Source organism: Hydrogenispora ethanolica (genome assembly GCF_004340685.1).
GTDB classification, from domain to species: domain Bacteria; phylum Bacillota; class UBA4882; order UBA8346; family UBA8346; genus Hydrogenispora; species Hydrogenispora ethanolica.
Genome location: NZ_SLUN01000010.1, coordinates 18,864 through 37,006, shown reverse-complemented (window position 1 = coordinate 37,006; position 18,143 = coordinate 18,864). Strand labels below are relative to the sequence as shown.

The window sequence follows — 18,143 nt, the reverse complement described above, 5'->3', positions numbered from 1 at the left end:
GCATGAATGCTTCAAAAAGATTGGGCAGAGCCGTATTTTATTTGCTTGTGATTGGCCTAGTGCTTTTCTCGATCGGTCCGATCATCTGGATGCTCCTCTCTTCGCTCCGGCCCAAAGTCGAGTTTTTCGCCATTCCCCCGACTTTTCTCCCGAAGCGTTGGACATTGGAGAATTATTTCAGCGTCTTCCGTGAAACGGAGTTTGTCCGCTTCCTGATGAATAGCATCTGGATCTCCATCGGCGCGATCGTTATCAGCACGGTGGTCGGAGTATCGGCCGCATACAGCTTGACCCGGTTTCAGTACCGGGGGCGCAAACTGTTCTCGGTCTTCTCGCTGTTCGCGTATATGTTGCCATCGATACTGCTGGTGATCCCCTTATATCTGATCGCGGTCCAACTGAAACTCACCGATAAGCTCTCGGGCCTGGTCCTGGCTTACGTGGCATTGTGCCTTCCGTATTGTATCTGGGTCCTATGCTCATTCTTTGAAACGCTCCCCATCGAATTGGAGGAGTCGGCTTTTATTGATGGCTGCGGCAGGGTCAGGGCGCTGTTTCACGTCGCGTTGCCGATGTTAATCCCGGGGATCATCGCGGTAATCGTTTTTACCTTTACGTATGTCTGGAACGAATACCTGTTTGCCCTGGTATTCATCAATAGCGACGCCAAACGCACCTTCCCGGTGGGCCTGGAAAGCTTCGTAACATCTTTCGATGTGTATTGGGAGTATATTTTGAGCGGCAGCATCATTGTGAGCATTCCGGCGGTCGTTATTTTCCTGGTGACGCAGCGTTCATTAATCAAAGGTTACGGAGCCGGCGCAATTAAAGGTTAATTGAACCGGCGCGGAAGCCTGAACAATTCTCGACCAAAGGGGGACTTGATTTTGGAACAACCCTATCGGATTATCATTGTCGGCTCGGGCCTGGCCGGGCTGAGCGCTGCCGCCCGCTTGGTGGAAGAGGGCGAGAAGAGGATCGCCGTGGTGAGTCTGGGGGTGGGCGGGAGTCCGTATGTAGCGGCCATGAACGCGGTGGTCGCTCCCAACCCGTGGGGCGATACTGTCGCCCAACACGCCCGGGATATGTTGGCGGCGGGCTATGAGATCAATGACCGGCTGCTAGTGGAGGAGATGTGCCAAGCCGTGCTCCGCGGCGTCGACCTGTTGATGCGTTGGGGGGTTGAGTTTGCCACGGAGGACGGGCAACCGCGCCGGAGGCATGCCTCCGGTTCCCGCTATCCGCGCTCGCTCTGTCAAACCTCGGGTTTATTGGGTGAGCAGATCGTCGCCAAGCTGGGCGCGGCTCTCGCCGCGGCCGGCGTGACTTTTTATTCGCAAACCCGCTGCGTTCAGCTGCTGGTGGCAGATGGTTCGGTTTACGGAATTGCCGTGACTGATGAAGCCGGCTCGCATTGCCGCGAGTTGTACGCTCCGGCAGTCATCGCCGCCTGGGGCGGCTGCGGAAATCTTTTTCCCGAGTCCACCTATCCGGGGGACATCGACGGTCGGGGGCTGGCGATGGCCTATGAAGCGGGTGCCGGGCTCATCGACCTGGAGTTTCTGGAGTTCGAGCCGATGGTCCTTTACTGGCCGGCCGCGGCCAGGGGCGAACCCTGCCCCACCGCGATGCTGGGAGAGGGAGCCCATTTGCTGAACCATGCGGGCGAACGCTTCCTGTTGCAACAGCGACCCCAGGGAGAGGCGGGCAGCCCGAAATCTCTGATCAACCAGGCGATCCGGAAAGAGCTGGCCGCCGGCAAGGGATCGCCCCACGGCGGAGTCTACGTTGATCTGCGGCATATTCCGACGACGGTGCTGCAAGGGTATCCCTGGTTTTACAACCGGATCGTCCAGGCCGGCCTGAATCCGGCCCGGGATTTGCTGGAGGTAGGTCCGATGGCCCACAGTCATTCCGGTGGCCTGAGGGTGGATTCCGACTATCAGACGTCCGTGGCCGGCCTGTTCGCGGTGGGCGAGGCCATGGGCGGCATGCATGGCGCTTGCCGGATGGCCGGGAACGCCGCCAGCCAGGCTTTGGCCTCGGGGATCTTGGGAGCCGAAGGCGTGCTGCGGAGGGATTTCCCGCCTCATCACAAGGCTTGCGGCGGACCGGCGCCAGCCTTCCAGCATCGTCCCGAACTCCGGCGTCAGCTCATTCCGCAAGTGCGTCAGATCGTCGGCGAGGTCCTCGGCGCGGAGCGCCATGGCAGCCGGCTGGCCGAGGGCGAGCGGCAGCTGCGGGACATCCTGAAGCTTCTGGAAGCGAAGCCCGATACCCTGGCGCGCCAGAGCGTCTTAGCCGCTTGGCTGATGGTCCGCGGCGCCAGGCTGCGCTGCGAATCCCGCGGCTCGCATTGCCGCAGCGATTATCCGTCCCCGAGTAAAGACTGGCAGTGTTCCATCGAATTGCGCCGGACGGCGGACGGCGTCGACCAATGGCGGACTATTGCCCGGGCTTGAAACGGGCCGTTTTTTCGGAGAAATCTTTGGAACCGGAAGGTGGAGAAAGACATGTTCAAACCGGAAGGCATCATTGCGGCGTTGGTTACGCCGCTGAACGAGGATGAAACCATCAACGAAGCCGAGTTGCGGGCACAAGTGAACCGGCAGATCGCCGCTGGAGTCCACGGCCTGTTCTGTCTGGGCACCAACGGCGAAAGCTATATCCTGAGCCGGGACGAGAAACTGGCGGTCATCCGGATCGTGGTGGCGGAGAACCGGGGCAGGCTGCCGGTGTATGCCGGAACCGGCTGCGTCGGGACCGGCGAGACGATCGAGCTGTCCCGGAAGGCCGCGGCCCTGGGCGTGGACGCCCTGTCGGTGATCACGCCGTATTTCGCGGCGCTCTCCCAGGATGAGTTGTATGAACATTTTAAAAGCGTGGCTGAGGCGGTGGGGTTGCCGATCGTGCTGTACAACATCCCGGCCCGGACCGGCAACGCCATTGATTACACCACCGTGGCCAGGCTGGCGGAGCTCCCCAACATCGTCGGGGTGAAGGACAGCAGCGGCAATTTCGACAATATCCTGCGCTACCTGGAGTCCACCGCTCCCGGCCGGTTCGCGGTGCTTTCGGGCAATGACTCGCTGATCCTCTGGACCCTCCAGGCGGGCGGGACGGGAGGAATCTCGGGGATCGCCAATCTGTTCCCGGCGACCATGGCCCGGATCTATGAGTTGTGGCGGCAAGGGGATTTCGCTGGGGCGAAGCAGGTTCAGGATTCGATCCGGCCGATCCGGGACTGTCTGAAATTGGGCAATCCCAACACGGTGGTCAAAAAAGCCGCCAACCTGCTGGGTTATCCGGTGGGCCCCTGCCGGAGGCCGTTTTCGGGGTTGAGCGCGAAGGCGGAGGCGGAGATCCGCAGGACCTTGGAGCAATATTATCAAGGGGTGCGATAGTCGGTGCAGGGTTCCCCCTGCATCAGGCCGGCGGCCGGCCCGGAATGCCGGTCCGTCCGATTGACGTGGCAAAGGAGAACAGACCATGGATTTTTATCTTATCAATAATGCCTTTCCGGCCCAAGTGATGGTCGGTGCCGGCGCCCTGGCGCGGCTGGAGTGGGATCGGGAAGCCGGGAAGGTCTTGATCATCACCGACCGGGGCTTGTTACATACCGAAAATATCGCCAAAATCACCCGGCTGTTTCCCAAAGCCGATATCTACGGGGAACTGAGCGGCGAGCCGACCTCGGCGATGGTGGATGCGGCGCTGGAATTCAGCCGCCGCAGCCGTTACGATCTGGTGATCGGACTCGGCGGCGGCAGCGCGCTGGACACGGCCAAAGTGGTGGCGGCTTTACATGGCTCCCGTGAAACCGTGGCCGAGGTCTTCGGCAAAGACCTGCTCGGCCCGCGCCGCACCCGGATGGGGCTGATCCCCACCACCGCCGGGACGGGATCGGAGGCGACGCCCAACAGTATCGTCAAGGACAGCGCCGACGGCGTCAAAAAAGCGGTAATCAGCAAGGAACTGATCCCCGATTGGGTGGTGCTCGATGCCGAGCTGACGTTGTCATTGCCGGCGGCCATCACCGCCAGCACCGGAATGGACGCGCTCTGCCACTGCGTCGAGTCCGCGCTCTCGGTCCATGCCAATCCATTCAGTCTGGCTTACTCCTATCATGGCATCAAACTGCTGAGCGAGAATATCGAAGCGGCGGTGGCGGACGGCGCCGACCTGGAAGTTCGCGGCGCCATGCTGTTGGGCAGCTTCCTGGGCGGTTTGGCGTTGACCATCGCCGGCACCACGGCGGTCCATGCCTTATCCTACCCGCTGGGCAAGCGGGGCGTGCCCCACGGCGTGGCCAACGGCATGCTGCTGCCCTGGATCCTGGAGTACAATCTGCCGGCCTGCGCCGAGCGGCTGATGGCGTTGGCGCCATACCTCCAGAGCGTGAAACCGCTGGAGAGCGCCGCTGACATCGTGGACTTGACCTTCGAATATGTCCATACCTTGCCGGTGCCGCAGACCCTGGACGAAGTGGGCATCGAAGCGGAATGCCTGCCGGAGCTGGCTGCCGAGGCCATGAAGCAGGAACGGCTGCTGGCCAACAATCCCAGGCCGTTAACCGCAGTCGACGCGCTGGCCCTCTACCGGAAGCTTCTGGCGAAAAAATCGACGGACGGGTGAGTGAAGATGAAACAACAGATGAAACAACAATGGATTGCCGTGACCATGGGCGACCCGGCCGGGGTCGGCGCCGAGGTAACCGTGAAAGCGCTGCAGGAACTGGCGGGCAAACTTCCGGCCGGGCTCCTGGTGATCGGGGACAGCCGGTTTATCCGGCAGGCAGTAGCCGTCTGCGGACTGGCGATGCCCGTCAAAAGCGTGGCCGCGCTCGACGGGGTTGAGCCCGAGGCGGGGAGCATTACAGTGTTGGATCTGGGGAATGCCGATCCGGCCTTGATTCCTTACGGTCAGATATCGCCTCTGGCCGGCCGGGCCGCCTATCAGTATCTGGAATCAGCCATCGGGCTGGCGCTGGAGCAAAAGGTGGCGGCGGTAGTGACCGCGCCCCTCAATAAGGCCGCGCTCAATCAGGCCGGCCATCATTACAGCGGCCATACCGAGATCTTCGCCCGGCTCACCGGCGCCGCCGACTATGCCATGATGCTGGCAGAGGGTTCATTCCGGGTGGTCCACGTCACCACCCATGTGGCATTGCGGAAAGCCTGCGATCTGGTCACCCGGGAACGGGTTTACCGGGTGATCAAGCTGGCCTACGCCGCCGGCCAACAGTTGAAATTGCCCCGGATCCGGATCGGCGTGGCCGGATTGAATCCCCACTCGGGCGAGGGCGGGCTCTTCGGCGACGAGGAACTGCGGGAGATCATCCCCGCCATCGAACGGGCCGCCGCCGAGGGGATCGCGGTGGAAGGGCCGGTACCGCCGGACACCGTTTTCGTCAAGGCGCGCAGCGGGATCTACGACTTCGCCATCGCCATGTATCACGATCAGGGACACATTCCGCTGAAACTGGCCGGGTTCACCTGCGACGGCGGAAGCATGAACATCGCCGGGGTCAATGTCACCCTGGGGCTGCCGATCATCCGGACCTCGGTGGATCACGGCACCGCTTTCGACCAGGCGGGGCGGGGTACAGCCAGCGCCCAAAGCATGGTCGATGCCATCCGCCTGGCGGTCCGCCTGGCCGGGCTGGCCGAAGGAGCGTAAACGATGGCCGTCTGGATCATCGCCGATGATTTTACCGGGGCCAATGACAGCATCGTTCGTTTCGCCGCGGCCGGGGCCCGGTCGCTCACGCTCTTCGACCCGCTGTTTCCCAAGGAGCGCCTGGACTCCTGCCAGGCGGTGGCCTTCAGCGTCAATTCCCGGGGGGTGCCCCGGGAGGAAGCTTACCGGCTGACTCGCGCCGCCCTGCAACAGTTGGGCCCGGCCGCCGGCGATCTGCTTTATAAGAAGATTGATTCGGCGCTGCGGGGCAATATCGGTCCGGAGCTGGATGCGATGTTGGACGGATTGGGGAGGGGATGGACGGCGCTGGTGGCTCCGGCGCTGCCGGAGAACGGGCGGATCACCGCCGGCGGCTATCAGCTGTTGAACGGCGTGCCGGTGCATGAGACGGAGATGGCGGCCGACCCGGTGACGCCGGTGCGGGAGTCCCACCTCCCCACCTTGCTGGCTGCCGCCAGCCGCCACCGGGTGGGCTACTTGCCGCTCGCCATGATCGATGGAGGACCGGAGCGAGCGGCCGCGGCCTTGAATGAGCAGATCGCCGCCGGCTGCCGGATCGTGGCGGCCGACGCCACCCGGGCGGAGCATCTCGATATGCTGGCCCGGCTCTGCCTGGCGTCCGCCGCTATTCTGCCCTGCGGGACGGCGGGATTGGCCGGGGCCCTGGCGCGCCGGCTCTTTCCCGGACCGGCACCGGCGACTCCCTTTGAAGCGGATCTGGTAGGACCGGTGGCGGCGCTAATCGGCAGCAAGAGCCGGAACGCCCGGCTGCAGATGGAGCGGGCGCTGGCGGATCTGCCGTGGCTGGCCGAGATCGAGGCGGAACGGATTGCGCTCGCTGCCATCGGGAAGCGGCCGCCGGAGGCGGAGCGGATCGCCGCCGCGGCCGGGCAGGCGCTGGCTTCCGGCAAAAAGGGGGTACTGGTCCGGCTGGATGCCGACCCGGCGCTGGATCCGGGAGCGGTGGACGCCTCGGCGCTGGCCGCCGGCTTGGGAGCGGTCGCCCGGAAGCTGGCGGAGACCGGGCGATTCAAGGCGTTCTACCTGAGCGGCGGGGATATCGCGGCCGCCGCCGTGGCGGCGCTGGACGGCTGGGGCTTGGCGGTCCGAGCCGAGCTTGCTCCCGGAGTCTGCCTCGGCAGTTTGCGGGGCGGCCCGTTCGCGGGACTGCCGCTCGTCACCAAGGCGGGTTCGTTCGGCGACGCCGGGACGCTGGCCCGGGCGCTCCGGATCTTCCAATAGCTATTATCTGATCTTCCCGATGCTGATACTGAGCCGGTAATTGCCGAATTGCAGGAGCTGATCGAGGAGCTGGTTCAGCTCCTGTTCCGTAGCGAACGCCGCTTTCAGCAGGTAACAGCCGTCGCCGCTGATCCGGTGGGCCTCGCTGACGCCGGGGCTGGCTTGCAGGAATTGCTGCAAGGAGCGGTGATCGGCGGTCTTCATGAAGACGGTGATATATGCCGTGATGCCCATCCCCAGCTTGTTCTCGTCCAGCACCGCCGTATACCCCTTGATGATTCCCTGACGCTCCAGCCGCTGGATCCGGTTGGCCACCGCCTGACCGGTCAGGTGGACCCGCTCGCCGATCTCCCGCAGCTGCAGCTTGGCATCTTCCTTCAGACACCCGATGATCTCCCGATCGGTTTTATCAAGCATCGGTCCGGCCATCCTTTCATCAGCCAAGTCTTTCTTCCCGCATTCTTGGGCGGTCCAAGCGCCTTTTCCGTTAGAATAAGTATAACACCGGAGCCAACGGAAAAATAGTGAAAAAGGAGCGAGCAGTCGATGAAACGCGCTTTGTTGGTGATCGATGTCCAGAATGAGTATTTTAGCGAAAAGCGGCTGGTTACCTACCCCGAGGGAAGTTTGGCCAATATTCTGCAAGCGGTCGATGCGGCCCGGGCGAACCACATTCCGGTGATCGTCATACAGCATACTTCCAGGGATCCCCAGGCGGCCACCTTCCGCAAAGGCAGCTCCGGCTGGGAGCTGCATCCGGAGTTGGCGGCCAGAGCGGTGAATTACCGCATTGAGAAGCATCTGCCCGGCAGCTTTACCGGAACCGGCCTCGAAGCCATCCTGCGCGACGAGGGGGCGGACACGGTGACGATCTGCGGCTACATGACCCAGATGTGCTGCGATACCGCGTCCAGGCAGGCTTTTCACCTGGGCTACCGGGTGGAATTCCTGGCTGACGCCACCGGGACCCTGGCTTTCGCCAATTCGGCCGGCAGCGTGACCGCTGAGGAACTGCACCGGGCGATCCTGGTGACTCAGGCGTCGCGCTTCGCCAAGGTATTAAAGGCCACCGAATGGATCGGGAGTTTGGCCGCTGCGAAACCTCAGTCTTAACACCGGCCGGGATTTGTGATTTAATGGACTTGGGAGCGTCCGGGTCCGTGCCGGTCCTATGGGCTCCGATTCGTAACGATGGGGCGGTACCGTTTGGAAGCGACGCAACAAAAGAACTTGGTGGATCAGCAATTTCCGTTCAACATGTTCATCGACGACGAAAGCGAATTTCCGCCGCACTGGCACAAAGAGCTGGAGATCGTCTATGTCCTGGAAGGCATGGTGGATATGGGCCTGAATAGCCGCATCTACACGCTGCGCTCCCGCGACATCTTCCTGGCGGGCAAGGGCGAAGTCCATTACTTTCTGCCGCACTCCGGCGCCATCCGCAAGATCATTATCCATTTCGACCTGGCGATGTTGGAGAGCATTTCGCCAGAGTTTCAGGAATACCGCTGGCAGGTGCCGCTCATCCGGGGGCCGGCGTCCGGCGTCTTCGATTTTGGCGAAGCGGCGGCGCTCCATCGCGATTTGGAGGAGCAGATCCTGGCGTTGGACCGGGAATATACCGCGCGGGAGGCCGGCTACAAAATTGCGATGATGGCCCGGCTGTGTGATCTGTACACCGGTTTAATCCGGCGGGTTCCCCTGGAGCGTCACTCCCGGCTGGAAAGCGATAAACATTGGAAACAGCTGGAACGTTTGGAGCTGGTATTCCGGTTTGTCGCCGCCCATTACGCCGAACCCGTCCAACTGGCGGAAGCGGCCGCCGCCGCCGGCTTCAGCGTCTTTCATTTCACGCGGTTTTTTAAAGATGCGACCGGCATGACGTTTCTGCAGTACCTTCATCATTACCGGATCGCCAGGGCCGCCCGTTCCTTGGGAACGACCACCGAGCCGGTGATCGATATCGCGCTGCAATCGGGATTCGACAGCATCCAAAGCTTCAACCGGGTCTTTAAACAGCTCAAAGGATGTTCTCCCAGCCAATACCGGAAACGGTTTTTGGAAACGGAATAAGCGGGAAGGAAGAGCGGACGGATGGGCCCGTTCTCCTTCGAAAAAGCAATTTTTGAGAAGTCCATCGCAATCTCTGGCGAGCATCGCCGGAGATTTTTGATTACAATGACAGTGATATGGATTCGCGCCGGGAAGACCGGTCCGCTGGAGGTGGTTTGGGAAGCGGCTGAGAGCCGACGACGCCTTCCCATGCCTGAGCCGCTCGCCCGAAAGTTCGAGGCGGCATCCGGGCGTCGGCTCTTCGAGATCCAATCTTTTCAAAGGAAAATTTTTCAATTATACTATATGCAATGATCCGATTCGAATCTTAGGATTCATGTCATTGCAGATAGAAAGAAGCGGCGGCGGGCGCTGGACTCTTGCGCCGCCGCCGGCTGTAAATTGCGAAATCGGTTACCGGCACCGCTCTTTATAGGAGGAACGGCCGTGCTTTTCATTGCAATGATTTTCCTGATCTTTGCGCTGTTTATCATCGGCCGCATCTTGCGCGGGTATCAAGCGGTCTGGCTGAGCCTGATCCTGTTCACCTTCGGGTGTTGCATTCTGGGATTGGCCGGACTGATCCCCCGCTTCGGCAATTACCAGCTGGACGGGATCTTCAGCCTGCCCCTGGACCAGCCCAACTGGGCCTGGCGCTTGCTGGAGAATCTGTCGCTCTATGAGTTCATGCGTTTCCGGTTGTGGAGCGCCATCGGCTTCATCGTTGCTGTGGTGGGTTTCGCCTTTTCTTACTCCTTTGAACGCTGGAGCTTTGGCGACGCCTTCGTCCTGGGGGTGTTCTGCCTGGTGGACGCGTTTCTCTTCTGGAATTACGATCCCGAACACCTTTACGCGGTCTATATGAGAGGAGCCATGCTATTGAACGATCCGGCGGCCCGCGGCCGCTGGGAGCAGCAACTATCCCTCATCGACCTGGTGGCGTTGGCCCTTATGATCTTCACCCTGGTCTGGGCGGTGCAACGCATTCTGACGGTCTTTTTTCATTCGACGATTGTGCAGAAACGGGTCCAGGCACTGTGTGTGGGCATCGGCAGCTTCATCCTGAGCGTCTTTTTCCTGCTCCTCTTCTGCCTGGGCCGGGGAACGGTTCTGAATGCCTATACCATGGCCACCTCACTGTTGCCGACCGGCTCCAAATACCCGGTCTTCGATTCGGTCTATCTGAAGGCCGTCCCCCTGGCGACGATGATCGTCATGAGCATGGTGCTCCTGGCGATCCTCCGCTACGGCTTCCTGGGGACTTGGCGGATCGGCGCGGGGCAGCTGGAACAGCAGATCAATCTGGCCAATCAAGCGGTCCGCCTGGCGTTGCATTCTTTCAAGAACCAGTTTCTGGCGGCGCAGATGGCGATGAATATGGCCCAGTTGCAACTGGAAGGGGTGGCGGGCGAGCCGGTCGCCAAGGCGCGGCACCAGATCCGCTCCGCCATGGATGTTTGCCAGGACGCCCTGACCGGCCTGGATAAACTGCATGCCCAGGCCAAACGGCTGCAAGTCAATCCGCAATGGCTGTCCCTGCAGGAACTGGTTGAACAGGCGCTGCATAACTGCCATTGCTGCCAGGCCATGGACGACATTATTCTGTCCAAACGGTACGCCAATGGCAAGATATGGGTGTGGGGAGACCACGAGAATCTGCTCAAAGTGTTGGAAAACTTGATCCAGAACGCCCTGGACGCCATGGCGGGCCGCCCGGAGGGCGGGGAGCCGCAAAAATTGGTCATCGAGATCAGCCGCGAGTATGAATGGGGTTGCGTCCGGATCACCGATAACGGGCCGGGGATCCCCAAGGAGAATCTGCACAAGGTATTCCGGCCCTTTTTCACCACCAAGCCGGCCAAGACTAACTGGGGACTGGGTCTGACCTATTGCCACCGCGTCGTCAAGGCGCATCGCGGTTACATCAATCTGCGCAGCAAGCCCGGTGGCGGCACCACCGCTGAGGTTATATTGCGTTGTCGAGAAAATCTCAACATCGCGTAACTTACCGGTCGCCATTTCATTCAAAACGCCTAGGAAATTTCCGCCTAGGCGTTTTTTTATTCTGTGTCATAATTAACTTGGAATTAAAACCGATTTAAGTCTTCCGTAATGGATGAAACGGAAATGAAACACGGGAATATGCCGCAAGCTTGATAAAAGGCAAGGTGGATTTGGCGGCGGCGCGCAACTTTGTAGAGATGGGAGCGAAGCAATGTGAACAAATTGGAAACATCCATGATGAATATCGGTGTTCCAAAGATGAGCGGATTTTGGTACGAGTTGAAGAAGAACAAGGCCTTGTTTCTGATGTTGCTGCCCGGGGCGTTGGTGCTGTTCCTATACAATTATCTGCCGATGTTCGGCTCGATCGTTGCATTTAAAAATTTCTACTTCTCCGACGGCAACTTCATCATCAGCCTGTTCAAGAGCGAATGGGTGGGTTTGAAGAATTTTGAATTTTTGTTCCGCTCGCCGGACGCCTATACGATTATTCGCAACACGCTATTATACAATCTGGCCTTCATCTTCTCCTGTACCGTCATCGCGATCGCCTTCGCGATCATGCTCAACGAGATCTTCAGCCGCAAACTGGCCAAGTTCTATCAAAGCGCCATGTTCCTGCCGTACTTCCTCTCCTGGATCGTCTTCACCTATCTGGTCTATGCCTACATCAGTCCGGATAAGGGCTTCATTAACATGACGATCTTCAAGTTCTTCGGGATTCCGCCGGTCTCCTGGTACAACGAGACCCGGTACTGGCCGCTGATTATCGTGCTGGTCAACGGGTGGAAGTGGATCGGCAACAACTGTATCATCTATCTGGCCTCGATCATGGCCATCGACCAGGAACTGTACGAGGCGGCGCGGATCGACGGCGCCGGGCGCTGGCACCAGATCACCCACATCACGCTGCCCCAGATCATGCCGGTGATCATCGTGATGTTTCTGGTCTTCGTCGGCCGGATCTTCAACACCGACTTGGGACTGTTCTTCCTGGTGCCGCGCAATTCGGGGCTGCTCTACCCCGTCACCCAGACTATCGATGTTTATGTGTACAATACCCTGATCCGCATGGGTGATATCGGAATGTCCTCGGCTGCCGCGCTCTACCAGTCGGTGGTGGGATTCATCACCATCGTCCTGGCGAACCTGGCCGTAAAGAAGATCGACCCCGAATCGAGTATATTTTGAAAGCAATTGATAGTCGTAAGGAATCCGTCCAAAGTCTAAAAGTCTAAAGTCCAAAGTTAAAAGTTAAAAAGTCATAAGGTCAAAAGTGTACAAGTAAAGGAAGGGAACCGGCGCTGGGGGACTTTATACCTGGGACTTTTGACTTTGGACCTTCGACCTTGGATCCTTGACCTTGAACTTTCGACCTTGAACTTTCGACCTTGGACCCTTGACTTTGAACTTTCGACCTTGAACTTTCGACTTTCCCTTTGGACTCATCCTTTAGGAGGTAACCGCATGGGCAAGCAAACCAAGACCGAACTGAACCGGCTGAACAGCATCTCCCCCAAGTCCAATTTCATCCTCAACGCCATCCTGCTCTGTTATTCGCTGCTCTGTATCGTGCCGCTGCTGCTGGTGATCGCGGTTTCATTCACCGATGAGCGGATGCTGGCCATCAACGGCTATAGTTTTTGGCCGCAGAAACTGAGCGCTTTTGCCTACCAGTTCATCATCTCCATGGGTAATCAGGTGATCACCGCCTACATTATCACCATCCTGGTCACGGTGATCGGGACGGCCCTCAGCGTGGTGGTGATGGCACTGTACGCCTTCCCCATCTCCCGCAAGGATTTTAAGTATAAGAATTTTTTCACCTTCTTCCTGATCTTTACCATGCTTTTCAACGGCGGACTGGTATCGACCTATCTGATCGGGGTCAATGTCCTGCATTTGAAGGATAACCTCTGGGGCTTGATCTTCCCGTACTTGATGAATGCCTTCTGGGTCATCATCCTGCGCACTTTTTACCGGACCAATATCCCGGACTCCCTGATCGAATCGGCGAAGATCGACGGCGCCGGGGAATTCATGGCTTTCTTCCGGATCGTCTTCCCGCTGGCTTTGCCGGGCATCGCCACCATCGGCCTGTTCGCCATGTTGCAATACTGGAACGACTGGTTCCTGGCCGCGCTATATATCAACGATCCTAAGCTGGTCCCGCTGGCCTATCTGTTGTATCAGGTCCAGACCTCGATGCAATATTTAATGCAGAATTCCAGCAATATCGGGGGCCGGGCCGGGGATATCATGGCGACCATGCCGTCGGAGGCCGCCCGGATGGCGATGGTGGTCATCAGCGTCCTGCCCATCGTCATTACCTTCCCGTTCTTCCAGAAGTATTTCGTGAAAGGTTTGACGGTCGGCGCTATCAAGGGCTAAAACCGGACCGTTGGGCGGCGTCCCGCTCCGGAATCCGACCGCCGGTTCGATGGATTCAGCGATTCCGGCGGTTGCATCCCTGCGCTGGGGGCGGTCGTCATCATCCGGTGTAGCGATAAAAAACCGAAAGGGAGGAATTTTTTCATGAAGCGCATCCATAGAATGCTCGCCTTGTTGCTGTTGGTCGGAGTATTTATTCTGGGAGCCAGTGCCTTCGCAGCCGCGCCGTATGAGATCAAGTGGTATTTCATCGGCAACGGCCAGCAACCGGATGTGAAGCTGATCGAGGACGCGGCCAGCAAGTACATTCAAAAGAAAGGGCTCCGGGCCACGCTGAAGCTCCAATGCTACACCTGGGGCGATGAGTACGACAACCGCTTGCGGACCATTATCGCTTCCGGCGAACCGTACGATATCTGCTTCACCGCTTCCTGGGCCAATCTCTACAAGGTGAACGTCGCCCGCGGCGCGTTCCTGGACATCACCGACCTCTGGAAGAAGTACGCCCCCAAATCCCGGGCTCAGCTGCATCCGGCGTTCATCTCCGGTTCGGCGATTGATGGCCGCAACTACGCCATTCCGGCCAACAAGGAATTGGCGCACCAATGGGGCTTCTGGATCAACAAGAATTTTATCGACAAATATAAATTCGATATCTCCAGCATTAAAACGCTGAAGGACATCGAGCCGATGCTGAAGGTGATCAAGGAGAAGGAGCCGGGCATCATCCCCTTCCAAAACCTCGGCAATGAGAATGCCATGCGGATCCTCGACTATGACCGGTTCGCCGACGACTATATCCCGGCCGCGCTCTATAACGACAGCAAGGATATGAAGGTCTTCAATCTGCTGGAGACCAAGGAGTTCAAGGATTACCTGGAATTGGCGCGCAAATGGTATCAAGCCGGTTACGTTCCGGCCGACGCCGCCACCGTCACCGAGTTCGTCACCGACATCAAAGCCGGCAAGGTTTTCAGCAAGATCGAATCCCTGAAACCGTTTGCCGATGAGGAACGGGCCGCTTCCTGGGGCATTCCCTGCGTCCAGGTGGAGCTGACCAACCCGGTCGTCCAGACCCGCGATTGCACCGGTTCGATGCAGGCCATCTCCAAGACCTCAAAGAACCCGGCTCTGGCGCTGAGGTTCCTGGAGCTGTTCAATACCGACAAGTATCTGAACAACCTGATCAACTTCGGTATCCAAGGCAAGCACTATGTGAAGGTATCCGCCAACGTCATCGACTACGCCCCGGGCGTCACCGCCCAGAATTCCGGGTACAAACCGGGCACTCCCTGGATGTTCGGGAACCAGTACCTGAACTATTTCTGGAAGGGCGAGAACCAGAAGAAATGGGACGCCTTCAAGAAGTTTAACGCTTCTTCCACCTCTGCCAAGAGCCTGGGCTTCAACTTCGACAGCACTCCGGTCCGAAACGAAGTTTCGGCTTGCATGAACGTCTGGATCTCCGGCGTGCAACCGCTGGTCTGCGGCGCCGCCGATCCCAAGACCTTGCCGGATGTGATCGCCCGCTTCAAAGCCGCCGGCATCGACAAGATCATCGCCGAGGCCCAAAAACAGCTGAATGAATGGCAGGCCAAGAGCAAGAAGAAATAAGGGTTTTGAGATCAGTCATCCATCACGGGGCTAACGCTGTGGGCGTTAGCCCTCTTTGCTATGAAATGCCGCTATCGTACGGCGGCAGCCGCAGCAACAGCCGTCCCGGAAGGGTCCGGTATTTTATTTTGCGATAACTTCGTATACAATGAAAGATAAAAGGTTGGAAAAAAACTTGCTGGACCGGGAAAGACGAATCCGGCGATATTGAGGGGGTCGATCTGAGGATGACCGATGCGGGTCTTTCCGCTAGGAAACCATTCCAAGGCCGGTGGCGCTGGCTGCTGCTGGCCCTGCTGCTGCCGGCCCAAGCCCTGGCCTGGGCGGCGCCGCAGCCCGAAGTGAAGCTGACGATGTGGTCGCACCACCGCCATATGGCGAATCTCCTCAAATATTTGGTGAACGAATTCAACGCCGGTACTGGCCGGAAGAAGGGCATCCAATTATACCTGCGGATCCTGGGGGACGATTCCTCGCAGATCTTTCAGGAGGCCCAGAAGTCCGGCGAAGGTCCGGACCTTTACAGCAGCAACTTCATCACCGGCTATCCCGATCCTTTCAAGGCCGGGGCGCAGACCTGGTTTGACGATCTCCCCGGTTTTCGGGAATGGAAGAAGCAATGGCCCCCTTGGTACTGGATGGAAGGAGTGACCACCTACCGGGGCCGGGTGATCGCCATTCCGGCGCAGGTGATCAACTCCCGGCTGATCTATAACAAGGATCTCTTCCGGCTGATCGGCCGCGATCCGGAACGGCCGCCAGCCTCTTACGCCGAATTACGGGCGGTCGCCCGGCAGATCACCGCCGCCGGGAAGGGCCGGATCTATGGCTTCGCTTTTTGCGGCGGAGATTCCTGGTGGCTGGAGTGGATGCCCGGACAATGGGCGGAGGCCAACGGCGACCGGGCGTATTGGGACTGGCAGAACGGCCGCTGGGCCATTCAGGGCTACGGCCGGGTTTTTCAACTGCTGTTGGACCTGGAGAAAGACCGTTCGCTGTTTCCCGGGGCGGCCGGTTTGAGCAATGACGCGCTGCGGGCGCAGTTCGCGGAAGGCCGGATCGGGATGTTCATGGGCGAGGCCTGGGATGTGGGGATTCTGAACGAGCAGTTTCCCGCCAAGTGCGACTGGGGGGTCGCGTCGATTCCGACCTACGACGGCAAGTTCCACGGCAAACCCCGGGCGATGATGATCGGCGGCCATTGGAGCATCAACGGCCAGAGTCGCCATAAATACGAGGCCTGGGAAGTCGTGAAGTGGTTCAACCGCTATGAGATCCGCGCCAAGTTTTACGAGCGGGGCGCGTGCATCGATCCCGACCCCTCCGTGGGCAAGTATGTCAAAAGGATGCCGGCCTCGAAGGGGTTTCGAGCGTTCGTCGATAGCTTGAATCAGGATTATATCGCAACCTACCCGAATCTGCCAGGTTGGAAAGCTCCGGCTGACAATCCCTTCCTCGTCTTGCGGAGACTTTTGACCCGGGGCGGAGACCCCAGAGCTGAACTGAAAAAACTGGATCAGACCTGGAACGCCGCGTTGGACCGGTACTTTGAGAACCACCCCGATGTACGGCGCGGTTGGAATGTTTATCCCGAATTCGACCCTTGGATCGGCCGGCTGGGTCCGCCGCTGGAAAAACCGGTTTTTAAACCATGACCGCCGTCCGCGGATGGAAATGAAAACCAGAGCGGTCCGCCGCTCTGGTTTTCATCGTTCCTCGCAAAAAATTCGCCTTCTTCAAAGATTCCAGCCCGGCAGGTACTCCCGGGTGTTCCACAGCATCTGCTGGAAAAGCTCTTTCGCGCTGCTGATGTCGATATTGACCAGCGGGTCGTTGATAAAGGCGCGGAAGGCCAGGTCGGCATCCTTGCGGATACCCGCTTGCAGAATGGTCTCCTGATTATAGATATGCCGGGCCACCAGGCTTTGGACATCATCCGGCAATCTCCCGGAAACGACCGGTTTGACCGAATTGTCCGAGAGGTGGGCGTTGGTCTCCACCACCGCGCCATCGGGCACCCCTTCCATCTGGCCGCGGTTGGGGAAGTTGATGTTGGTCACCAGCTCTTCCAGACCGACCAGGGCTTTGATCTGTTTGATCCCTTCCTCGCCGGAGGATTCCAATGGGAAAACTTCCTGGCCGGCGATGATTCGTTTGCGCCGTTCGTTGAATTCCTCGAACCGCTTGATGCGGAAATCGACCGTGGTCAGGTTGAACTTCCAGCGTTTCACGGTCGCGGGATCTTTCAGATACCATGGCGGCAGGAATTCCGCCAGATGCCGGTCGCCGGCGGCGGCGATGATGCCGTAGCGCTTGAAGAGGTCGAATTTGATCCGGTGGGCGAAGCGGAAGGGGGTCGCGTCCCATTCCTCCTCGCCGGGGATTCGGAAGCCCGACTCGTAATACTTGTCGGCGAACTCCCGGTAGAGCGGGAAGAGGTCCATGCCCTGGCAATGGGCCTGGTCGATCCAGGTGAAATGGTTGATGCCCAGCACGTTGGTCTTGATCTCGCTGCGGCTGACGCTGGCGAGATTCATCTCCTGGAGCATCGCGGCCAGGAGTTTCTGGGTGCCGAAGACCTCGTGGCAACAGCCGAAAGCCTTAATCCGGGGGAAGACTTCGTACAGGGTCCGGGTGCAAAGCGTCATCGGATTGGTGTAATTGATGACCCAAGCCTGGGGAGCGTAGTCCCGGATGGCGTTGGCGAATTCGACATAGGCGGGGATGGTGCGGAGCGCCCGGACCAGGCCGCCCGGTCCGACAGTGTCGCCCACCGCTTGGTAGATGCCGTACTTTTCGGGGAGATGGACATCGGAGGCCATCTCTTTGAAAGTCGCCGGCTGAATGGAGATGATCACGAAGTCGGCGCCGGTCAGGGCCTCCTTTAGGGTATTGACCGCTTCATAACGCCATTTTCCCTTGGCCTCGGGCCGCTCTGACAGCTCGTTGCCGAAGACCTCGTTCTCCTTAGCGGCTTCAAAATCGATGTCGTACAGCCGGACCGATCCGCCCAGCGCTTCTTCCAAAGCCATGTCGGAGATGAGATTCCAGGCCCAAAGCCGCGAGCCGCCGCCGATGTAGGCGATACGGATGTCGGTTACTTTCCTGTTATCAAACTTCATGTTTCTGCGCCTCACATT

At 59.2% G+C, this 18,143-nt stretch carries 15 protein-coding genes; 13 read left to right on the top strand and 2 right to left on the bottom strand.

The genetic code is table 11. The annotated features are described in order from the left end of the window. The first annotated feature begins 2 nt into the window (after window positions 1–2). From EDC14_RS09890 to EDC14_RS09865, 6 genes are all read left to right on the top strand, one after another. On the top strand, window positions 3–836 hold the full coding sequence (locus EDC14_RS09890; RefSeq protein WP_132014129.1) for a carbohydrate ABC transporter permease: 834 nt from the start codon (window positions 3–5) through the stop codon (window positions 834–836). A gap of 51 nt (window positions 837–887) precedes the next feature. Further along, window positions 888–2,462, top strand: coding sequence for an FAD-binding protein (locus tag EDC14_RS09885; RefSeq protein WP_132014128.1), 1,575 nt, complete (start codon window positions 888–890; stop codon window positions 2,460–2,462). Between the two features lie 51 nt (window positions 2,463–2,513). Next, window positions 2,514–3,404 (top strand): 4-hydroxy-tetrahydrodipicolinate synthase, encoded by an 891-nt coding sequence (gene dapA, locus EDC14_RS09880; protein ID WP_132014127.1) that lies wholly within the window; start codon window positions 2,514–2,516, stop codon window positions 3,402–3,404. An 85-nt stretch (window positions 3,405–3,489) separates the two neighbouring features. Next, window positions 3,490–4,635, top strand: coding sequence for an iron-containing alcohol dehydrogenase (locus EDC14_RS09875; protein ID WP_132014126.1), 1,146 nt, complete (start codon window positions 3,490–3,492; stop codon window positions 4,633–4,635). Between the two features lie 6 nt (window positions 4,636–4,641). Then, window positions 4,642–5,679 carry a 4-hydroxythreonine-4-phosphate dehydrogenase PdxA gene (gene pdxA / locus EDC14_RS09870; RefSeq protein WP_132014125.1) on the top strand — a complete coding sequence of 346 codons (1,038 nt, stop codon included), beginning with the start codon at window positions 4,642–4,644 and terminating at the stop codon, window positions 5,677–5,679. A gap of 3 nt (window positions 5,680–5,682) precedes the next feature. After that, complete coding sequence (locus EDC14_RS09865; protein ID WP_132014124.1) at window positions 5,683–6,942, top strand: four-carbon acid sugar kinase family protein; 1,260 nt, start codon at window positions 5,683–5,685, stop codon at window positions 6,940–6,942. Window positions 6,943–6,945: 3 nt separating this feature from the next. On the opposite strand, the gene EDC14_RS09860 is transcribed toward EDC14_RS09865, so the two are convergent. Next, window positions 6,946–7,359, bottom strand: coding sequence for an Lrp/AsnC family transcriptional regulator (locus EDC14_RS09860; protein ID WP_132014123.1), 414 nt, complete (start codon window positions 7,357–7,359; stop codon window positions 6,946–6,948). Between the two features lie 129 nt (window positions 7,360–7,488). Between EDC14_RS09860 and EDC14_RS09855 the strand changes: the two genes are divergently transcribed. The 7 genes from EDC14_RS09855 to EDC14_RS09825 all read left to right on the top strand — a co-directional run bounded on the left by EDC14_RS09855 (window position 7,489) and on the right by EDC14_RS09825 (window position 16,658). Further along, the gene (locus EDC14_RS09855; protein ID WP_132014122.1) at window positions 7,489–8,055 is read left to right on the top strand and encodes a cysteine hydrolase family protein; all 567 of its coding nucleotides are present in this window, start codon (window positions 7,489–7,491) and stop codon (window positions 8,053–8,055) included. A gap of 93 nt (window positions 8,056–8,148) precedes the next feature. Further along, window positions 8,149–9,015, top strand: coding sequence for a helix-turn-helix transcriptional regulator (locus EDC14_RS09850; protein ID WP_165907919.1), 867 nt, complete (start codon window positions 8,149–8,151; stop codon window positions 9,013–9,015). Between the two features lie 426 nt (window positions 9,016–9,441). After that, complete coding sequence (locus tag EDC14_RS09845) at window positions 9,442–10,998, top strand: sensor histidine kinase (protein ID WP_132014120.1); 1,557 nt, start codon at window positions 9,442–9,444, stop codon at window positions 10,996–10,998. Window positions 10,999–11,256: 258 nt separating this feature from the next. Continuing rightward, complete coding sequence (locus tag EDC14_RS09840; protein WP_132014119.1) at window positions 11,257–12,189, top strand: ABC transporter permease; 933 nt, start codon at window positions 11,257–11,259, stop codon at window positions 12,187–12,189. Between the two features lie 276 nt (window positions 12,190–12,465). Next, window positions 12,466–13,389 (top strand): carbohydrate ABC transporter permease, encoded by a 924-nt coding sequence (locus EDC14_RS09835; protein ID WP_132014118.1) that lies wholly within the window; start codon window positions 12,466–12,468, stop codon window positions 13,387–13,389. A 144-nt stretch (window positions 13,390–13,533) separates the two neighbouring features. Beyond that, window positions 13,534–15,003 (top strand): ABC transporter substrate-binding protein, encoded by a 1,470-nt coding sequence (locus EDC14_RS09830; RefSeq protein WP_132014117.1) that lies wholly within the window; start codon window positions 13,534–13,536, stop codon window positions 15,001–15,003. A 227-nt stretch (window positions 15,004–15,230) separates the two neighbouring features. Further along, window positions 15,231–16,658 carry an ABC transporter substrate-binding protein gene (locus EDC14_RS09825; RefSeq protein WP_132014116.1) on the top strand — a complete coding sequence of 476 codons (1,428 nt, stop codon included), beginning with the start codon at window positions 15,231–15,233 and terminating at the stop codon, window positions 16,656–16,658. A gap of 81 nt (window positions 16,659–16,739) precedes the next feature. On the opposite strand, the gene EDC14_RS09820 is transcribed toward EDC14_RS09825, so the two are convergent. Further along, complete coding sequence (locus EDC14_RS09820) at window positions 16,740–18,125, bottom strand: family 4 glycosyl hydrolase (protein ID WP_132014115.1); 1,386 nt, start codon at window positions 18,123–18,125, stop codon at window positions 16,740–16,742. Between the last annotated feature and the right edge of the window lie 18 nt (window positions 18,126–18,143).

Coding starts and splice junctions, on each gene's coding strand:
- EDC14_RS09890 (WP_132014129.1), top strand. CDS start 3: ATGAATGCTTCAAAAAGATTGGGCAGAGCCGTATTTTATTTGCTTGTG.
- dapA (WP_132014127.1), top strand. CDS start 2,514: ATGTTCAAACCGGAAGGCATCATTGCGGCGTTGGTTACGCCGCTGAAC.
- EDC14_RS09875 (WP_132014126.1), top strand. CDS start 3,490: ATGGATTTTTATCTTATCAATAATGCCTTTCCGGCCCAAGTGATGGTC.
- pdxA (WP_132014125.1), top strand. CDS start 4,642: ATGAAACAACAGATGAAACAACAATGGATTGCCGTGACCATGGGCGAC.
- EDC14_RS09865 (WP_132014124.1), top strand. CDS start 5,683: ATGGCCGTCTGGATCATCGCCGATGATTTTACCGGGGCCAATGACAGC.
- EDC14_RS09860 (WP_132014123.1), bottom strand. CDS start 7,359: ATGCTTGATAAAACCGATCGGGAGATCATCGGGTGTCTGAAGGAAGAT.
- EDC14_RS09855 (WP_132014122.1), top strand. CDS start 7,489: ATGAAACGCGCTTTGTTGGTGATCGATGTCCAGAATGAGTATTTTAGC.
- EDC14_RS09840 (WP_132014119.1), top strand. CDS start 11,257: ATGAGCGGATTTTGGTACGAGTTGAAGAAGAACAAGGCCTTGTTTCTG.
- EDC14_RS09835 (WP_132014118.1), top strand. CDS start 12,466: ATGGGCAAGCAAACCAAGACCGAACTGAACCGGCTGAACAGCATCTCC.
- EDC14_RS09830 (WP_132014117.1), top strand. CDS start 13,534: ATGAAGCGCATCCATAGAATGCTCGCCTTGTTGCTGTTGGTCGGAGTA.
- EDC14_RS09825 (WP_132014116.1), top strand. CDS start 15,231: ATGACCGATGCGGGTCTTTCCGCTAGGAAACCATTCCAAGGCCGGTGG.
- EDC14_RS09820 (WP_132014115.1), bottom strand. CDS start 18,125: ATGAAGTTTGATAACAGGAAAGTAACCGACATCCGTATCGCCTACATC.